The 6,224-nt window shown below is 38.0% G+C and carries 6 protein-coding genes and 2 pseudogenes; 1 reads left to right on the top strand and 7 read right to left on the bottom strand.

The genetic code is table 11. The features are described 5' to 3' along the window. The 5 genes and pseudogenes from CA730_RS25195 to CA730_RS15535 all read right to left on the bottom strand — a co-directional run. A pseudogene (locus CA730_RS25195) lies at window positions 1-766 on the bottom strand (tetratricopeptide repeat protein); the annotation flags it as partial. 25 nt (window positions 767-791) lie between these two features. Further along, on the bottom strand, window positions 792-2,150 hold the full coding sequence (locus tag CA730_RS15550; protein WP_096668628.1) for an ATP-binding protein: 1,359 nt from the start codon (window positions 2,148-2,150) through the stop codon (window positions 792-794). A gap of 204 nt (window positions 2,151-2,354) precedes the next feature. Then, complete coding sequence (gene bioF / locus CA730_RS15545; RefSeq protein ID WP_096668626.1) at window positions 2,355-3,524, bottom strand: 8-amino-7-oxononanoate synthase; 1,170 nt, start codon at window positions 3,522-3,524, stop codon at window positions 2,355-2,357. 6 nt (window positions 3,525-3,530) lie between these two features. Continuing rightward, window positions 3,531-4,172: a Holliday junction branch migration protein RuvA gene (gene ruvA, locus CA730_RS15540; RefSeq protein WP_096668623.1), complete on the bottom strand. Its 642-nt coding sequence runs from the start codon at window positions 4,170-4,172 to the stop codon at window positions 3,531-3,533. Continuing rightward, window positions 4,169-4,915: a sucrose-phosphate phosphatase gene (locus CA730_RS15535; RefSeq protein WP_096668621.1), complete on the bottom strand. Its 747-nt coding sequence runs from the start codon at window positions 4,913-4,915 to the stop codon at window positions 4,169-4,171. Before CA730_RS15535 ends, ruvA begins: the two co-directional genes overlap by 4 nt. A gap of 220 nt (window positions 4,916-5,135) precedes the next feature. Between CA730_RS15535 and CA730_RS24510 the strand changes: the two genes are divergently transcribed. Next, the gene (locus CA730_RS24510; protein ID WP_157749991.1) at window positions 5,136-5,306 is read left to right on the top strand and encodes a hypothetical protein; all 171 of its coding nucleotides are present in this window, start codon (window positions 5,136-5,138) and stop codon (window positions 5,304-5,306) included. Window positions 5,307-5,789: 483 nt separating this feature from the next. Here the strand turns inward: CA730_RS24510 and CA730_RS15530 are convergent, their stop codons facing one another. Continuing rightward, window positions 5,790-5,978 carry a hypothetical protein gene (locus CA730_RS15530; RefSeq protein WP_197705449.1) on the bottom strand — a complete coding sequence of 63 codons (189 nt, stop codon included), beginning with the start codon at window positions 5,976-5,978 and terminating at the stop codon, window positions 5,790-5,792. A gap of 18 nt (window positions 5,979-5,996) precedes the next feature. Further along, window positions 5,997-6,224: pseudogene (locus CA730_RS25695) on the bottom strand (hypothetical protein); the annotation flags it as partial.

Below are 6,224 nucleotides of genomic sequence, written 5' to 3'. Positions count from 1 at the left end.
TGTAGATATATCCTAATTCATGGATTATATTTGCTTTCCTACTGATTAAATTTTCATCATCATCAATTAAGTTCAAAGCATCCAATAAAACATTCTCTGCTTTTTTTATCTCACCAATACTTCTGTAAGCTACCCCTAACTCCCGCAAAATATTAATCCGATTGTTTTTATCTGTTGCCGGTTCCATCAGCAAGCGTTCCAGTAAATCAATGCGTTCTTGTTTTTCGGGTAAATCTAAACTTTCTAATATTCTTTCAGAATTAAGAGTTATGTCAATTGCTAATTCTCTAGTAGATTGGGCTGTTTGAAAATAAAAAACTCCCTTTCTCCATGCCCAAAAATCTGGGGCGTATTGTGCTAAACGTTTTAGCGAATCATCTTGTAAAAAAATCAGTATTGGGTGAGGAACACTATTTGTAAAAGCATCCCGAATAAAATTTAGGTCTTGGAGTACAGCAGGATATTCACCAAATAACCCAATAGATTTTTCTAACCCAATAATAATTAAGACTAATTTTTTATTTTCTTCTCTTGGGATTTTTTGTAGTTCTTCAAAAATAGCATCTCGTAAAAATCTTAAATTTGAATCTGCAAAGTTGCAAACCACAAACTGAATATCTTGACATTGATGATGATTTTTAATAATTTCAATTAAAGCATTTCTATCTTTAGCAAAGTTGACAGCAACAAATCCAATTGTGAGCTTCTCATCAGCAAAATCAACAAATGTCAACAGTTCCCCTAATGACTGTTGATTAATTTGCATAAAAGCTGAGTTTTCTAAATTCACTTCAAGGATTGTTTGTAGCTGATGTGATTGCTTCTTGGAGAGCATTGATTTTCCTCACAACGGGGTTAACATAATTCCAGCGATTTTTGCCGTTATATTCAAAAACCCAAAGGTTAAATAACATTAACCTAGAGAGTTCGTCTTTAGAAACATCTTTATTTACACACACCGCAGCTAAATCAGGATAGTAAGCTGTAGAAATACTCCGCTCAAAATTAAATTGTTCTTGTTTAATAGCATAGGTAAGATCATCATCATTAACCTTATTATGACCGCGAGTTGCTGCTGTGAGAAATGCTTGTGATGCTATTTGCATTAACTGACGGACATGACCACCACTCGCTTGGGATAATTCTGACAATAGCTGTCGAGATTCAAATACTGCATCTATATTAACTCGTTGTTCAACTACACTAGCAATTGCTTTGAGACTATTTTGATTATGTTGTAGATTAACGTTATTTTTATCAAATTCATATATATTTACCATCGGTACAATATTGGGGGTATCGAAGGAATTGGTGAGATTATTTTCAGAATAAACTATAGAAATTGGGGCTGTGTAAATAGTTGTACAATTCAGGCTTTGTAATTGAGCAGCATAATCACAAAATAAATGCTTGGCTACATTGGGCGGTATTCTGTCTAAGTTATCAAAAATAATCAGAAAACCTTTTTGATATTGCTGAGAATTTTTATATTTGGCTTTCAATTTAACAAAAGCATTTCCTAACAATAAATTTATATCTGCCTGTAAGCGACCGATATTTTTTTGCAAATTTTGACGAATTGTAATTTTTTGCTTATCAGCACCTTTAATTTGGGCTTGAATCTTGCCTAATAGCTTAGAAATAAAGGGAATTGTTATTCCTCCTTCCGCTTCAGCAGTTGCACTTACTGATTTTTCAACTGTCTGTTCATTTTCTTGAGTAATTTCTTTAAACCAAGATTCAAAACTTTTCAAAAGCTGATCATCAAAATTTAATTTTAATTTTTGCAATTCCTCAGCAACTTTTTTGATAATTACTAAATATAAATCTGTATATTCTGCATCTAAAACATCTAATTCTGAATCGGCTTCTATATAAATGATTTTATATTCAGTTTCCCATTTTTTCTGAATTCGTTTTAATTCAGTGCTTTTACCACATCCCCGATGTCCAGTAAACAATAAGCTACAAAATTCCCCAGGTTCAAGAAAGTCTAAGCGAGTGTTGATACTTTCAATTGCTTCCGTTTTGCGGACTTTTGATAAATCAACATAATAGCGATCAATATCTGTAGCTGCTAGAGGAGCAACATCACAAGCGCGAAAAGCCGCCTTGAGATTAGTAGCGCGGTTAGGAGGAAAGGAGTTCATTATCAAGATAATAATTTATATAGATGACTACAAAGGTACATTCTAACAGAAAAAATTAATTACCCATCAGGTGAAAATGTCATAAATTCACCTAAAAATACCTAATTTTACCCCTATCAATCATCACTTAAAAATATTAATATCGAAAACTCTGATTCATTCTGTCTCCTGAATCCTTATGTTTTCAGTCCTGTATTTTTACTCTCATTCTTCCATGCTTTTGATCACTTCTACCAATTTCTGAAGATGTCCTAACTCATGGGTAGCCATTACAGATATCCTAATGCGGCTGGTGCTAACTGTGGGGGGACGAATGGCTGGGGCAAAAATTCCTGATTCTCGCAAATGCTTTCCGGCTGTTAATGCTGCTGCTGCACTAGGCAATTGAAAACATAATATCGGCGATTCTGTGGGGAATAACTTTAAGTTAGATAAATTCTCTGTAATTAATTGTTTTAAATAATTGACATTTTGCCACAGTTGCGATCGCCTTTGGGGTTCTTCTCGCACTATCTTAATAGCGGCTATTGCTGCTGCTGTATCTGGGGGAGAAAGGGCTGTAGTATAAATCCAACTAGGGGCGCGATTGCGTAAAAAGTCAATTAGGGAGCTACTTCCGGCGACGTATCCACCCAAACTCCCCAAGGCTTTACTTAATGTGCCAATTTGAATTAATTCCCTACCTGTACAGCCAAAATGTTCTACACAACCAGCCCCAGTTTTGCCCATGACTCCCGTAGCATGAGCTTCATCGAGAAGTAGCATACTACTAAATTCTTCAGCTAAATCTAGGAGTTGGGGTAATGGACATAAATCACCATCCATGCTAAAGACGCTATCGGTAATAATTAAACAACGTCGGTAATTCTTTCTGTGTTCTTGTAATTTTTCTTCTAGTAATGCAGTACCACAATGCGGATATTCAATCACGGTTGCACCACTGAGAATTGCCCCCTTTTTTAAGCTGGAATGATTATATTCATCAGATAAAATTAAGTCTCTTTTGCCGACTATGGCCGCAATTGTCCCTAAGTTCGCCAAATAACCAGAACTAAATACTAATGCGTCTTCGGTTTGTTTGGTAGATGCGATTCCCTGTTCTAATTCTCTGTGAATTTCTCGATGCCCACTGAGTAATCTAGAACCTGTACTACCAGTGCCAAATTCTTGAATAGCAGTAATGGCGGCTGTTTGTAAGCGTTCATCTCCTGCTAATCCTAAGTAATCATTACTGGCAAAATTAATAACCTCTTGCCCAGATAAGACCACAGTTGCACCGGGTTGGCTGTGAATCGTTTGTACGGAACGATACCAGTCAGCCCGATGAATAGTAGCCAGAGATTCATTTATCCAAGCATAGGGATTATTATTCATGATGAATTATGAACACTCTACTTCACTACTGCTGAGATAAGCGATCGCTTGTCTAATCCAATCTTCCACATAGGCATTTTTGGGTAAACCAATATCTTCGCTAACTACGTGCAGGGCGTTACTAACCTCATGGGCAGTATATCCCAAAGCAAAGAGAGTCATTTGCACTTCTTCTAAAATTCCTGGTGCAGGTCCACCCGTAGCGACGAAGAAGCCCGCTGATTTGCGCCATTCGATCAGTTTACTCTTGAGTTCTAAACAGATGCGTTCAGCGGTTTTCTTGCCCACTCCAGGAGCTTGAATCAGCATTTGGACGTTAGCAGCGACAATGGCTTGGACTAACTCTGGTAATTCCATTGTATCCAAGAGAGCGATCGCTAATGCTGCACCAATACCGCTAACACTGAGCAAATGGCGAAATAAATCCCGTTCGGAAGGAGAAGAAAAACCGTAAAGCATGGGTACTTCTTCCCGAATCTGGTAATGGGTAAAGATTTGGATCACATCCCCAGTTGAGGTTAACTGGTTAGCCAGACGTTGGGGAATTTGTAAATCGTAACCTGTGCCATTGACTTCTAAGGTCAAGATGACGCGATTAGGAGTAATGGCTTGGACACCGGCGACAATACCTTTAAGATAGCTAATCATTCTAGGAAACCAAAATATTTTAAACCTTCCATAATCCCAGCAGCACAACGGTTTTGGGCGAGGTAACGGTAGTCCGCAGGATGCTGATGATACCATTGGAGTAACTCTGGACGAGCATTCCCGACAATGATTCCCCGTTCCCTACCAACAGCGAATAAAGCAATATCATTACCCGAATCGCCACAAACAACAGTCTGCTCGGCTGCAAATTTCCACTTCTGTCGTAAAAACTGCATTGCTTGACCTTTATCGCTGGTATGGGGTAAAATGTCAAGGTCAATTTCACTACTATAGATTAACTTTACATTTAGTTGAGTTTTTTGCAACTCCGCTTCAAGTTGTGGTAAGATTCCCGACAATTCTGCTTTTAGGAAAAAACTGACCTTGAAAGGACGTTGTTCCGTATCTGGTTGTAGCTCTAATTCTAGGAATTGTTCAGTAATAGATAGGATTTTTTGCCTATCCCAACCTTGAGAAAGAATGTTTGACCATTCTGGGTCAGGAATATTGCTACCATCCAAATAGATTTCCGTACCTACAGACAGAACTAACGCATCTGGGGAAAAGAGATTTTGTTCCTGTTGGAGTTCGCGGTAAAGGACAGGCGATCTCCCGGTGGAGTAGACTATTTTTGTACAATATTGTTGACGATGACTTTGCAAGCGATCGCTCAACAATAATAATGCCTGATCATCCCCTACGAAAGTATGATCTAAATCGGTTACGAATAAAAACTTAGTCATAGTCAACTCCCTTTGTGAGGTTAATTCACAAAAAGTGTATGCTGTTTTGGCACTTAGCGCAGAATTGACGAATTTAGTGGTTAATTAACCTTTGATTTTTCGCGCAAAAACAGTATTTAGATGCTTGACAATTGATTTTAAATTTGCTAAAGTGAAGCTGATAAGGAAGAACTATCTTAAAATAAATACCAGAATAGTCAAGCTGACAACCCAGCGGGGAATGATGACACGACAACCCCACGACCACGACCAACTGGCCAAAGAATATCTAGAAGAATTATTAGCACCTCTAGGTAAGGTAGAAACCAGTAAAGATGTTAAAAGCGAAGTTCAGGAAATAGATGTTTGGTTTGTTCCGATCTTAAAAGTCCATAAATTACTCCGGCGCTGATGCTGAACTCGCCATTGAGCTAGTAGGGCATGATAGGATTGTGGGTGGAATTATCCTACAGCTTCTGTCAATTTTGGCAAATAAGAAAGCGATATAGTTCACCCACAGTTGTCTGTTTCAATTAAGATTGACACTCTCCGCGTCTTTAGACGCGGAGATTCTATAGAGAGTTTCAGTCTATATCCCTCAGTTAGCCCAGTTTCAGGCACTGCCTTAAATATTTGGGTTCTTGCCCTGATTTCGTTGGACCTGGCGGGCGAAATCATATCTGACAAGCGTAACTTTCCGAGAGTCCCTCGGTAGCTTTTTACGTCTTTAGTGACAATATAGTTGTATCACGAATATGGATTAAAATCAATGCAGGATAAATCCTGCACCTAGCTTTCATCCCTTGTCTAAAGCACAGATGTAGCTTCCTAAGTCAGCTACATCTTCAAGGGTTTTCGGCATTTCCCTTATAAAAATGATAGGGGTTGGCTCATATTAGCAGCAAAGCCGAGAATTCCTGGATCTCGATGTTCGTTGACCTAAAGTATTTTTAAGTTCTTCATGAGCATCAGATAAAGGAGCTATAATTTCTAAACACCCATCTAAATAAGTTAATTGCGCTCCAGTTTCTGCCAAATCCCCATCTAATTTTTCCAGAGTTTCCCATGTTAGATTTAATAGCAAGGCTCCAACTGGATTTTTTCAGCTTGAGAAATTGTGACAACCATCTGATTCACCTTTTACGCTATTTTTATAATATCCTAATTGCCTATAAAACCTAGATAAATCAGGGTAATCGCTCATATTCATAATGTCACTGGCAAAGATAATTTTATAGTTTTGTGCAAGGTTATGAATACAGAATTTTCCTGATTTTTCTTTGACTAATATCAGAATATAAGATGTAGGGGTAGCGCCCCCGTGCCTACC

The sequence above is a fragment of the Dolichospermum compactum NIES-806 genome, assembly GCF_002368115.1.
Taxonomy (GTDB): domain Bacteria; phylum Cyanobacteriota; class Cyanobacteriia; order Cyanobacteriales; family Nostocaceae; genus Dolichospermum; species Dolichospermum compactum.
This window is presented reverse-complemented; position numbering and strand designations above follow the sequence as displayed.

Bases quoted from the DNA above. Each gene is read 5' to 3' on its own strand.
- CA730_RS24510 (WP_157749991.1), top strand. From the start codon at position 5,136: ATGATGACACGACAACCCCACGACCACGACCAACTGGCCAAAGAATAT.
- ruvA (WP_096668623.1), bottom strand. From the start codon at position 4,172: ATGATTAGCTATCTTAAAGGTATTGTCGCCGGTGTCCAAGCCATTACT.
- CA730_RS15535 (WP_096668621.1), bottom strand. From the start codon at position 4,915: ATGACTAAGTTTTTATTCGTAACCGATTTAGATCATACTTTCGTAGGG.
- bioF (WP_096668626.1), bottom strand. From the start codon at position 3,524: ATGAATAATAATCCCTATGCTTGGATAAATGAATCTCTGGCTACTATT.
- CA730_RS15550 (WP_096668628.1), bottom strand. From the start codon at position 2,150: ATGAACTCCTTTCCTCCTAACCGCGCTACTAATCTCAAGGCGGCTTTT.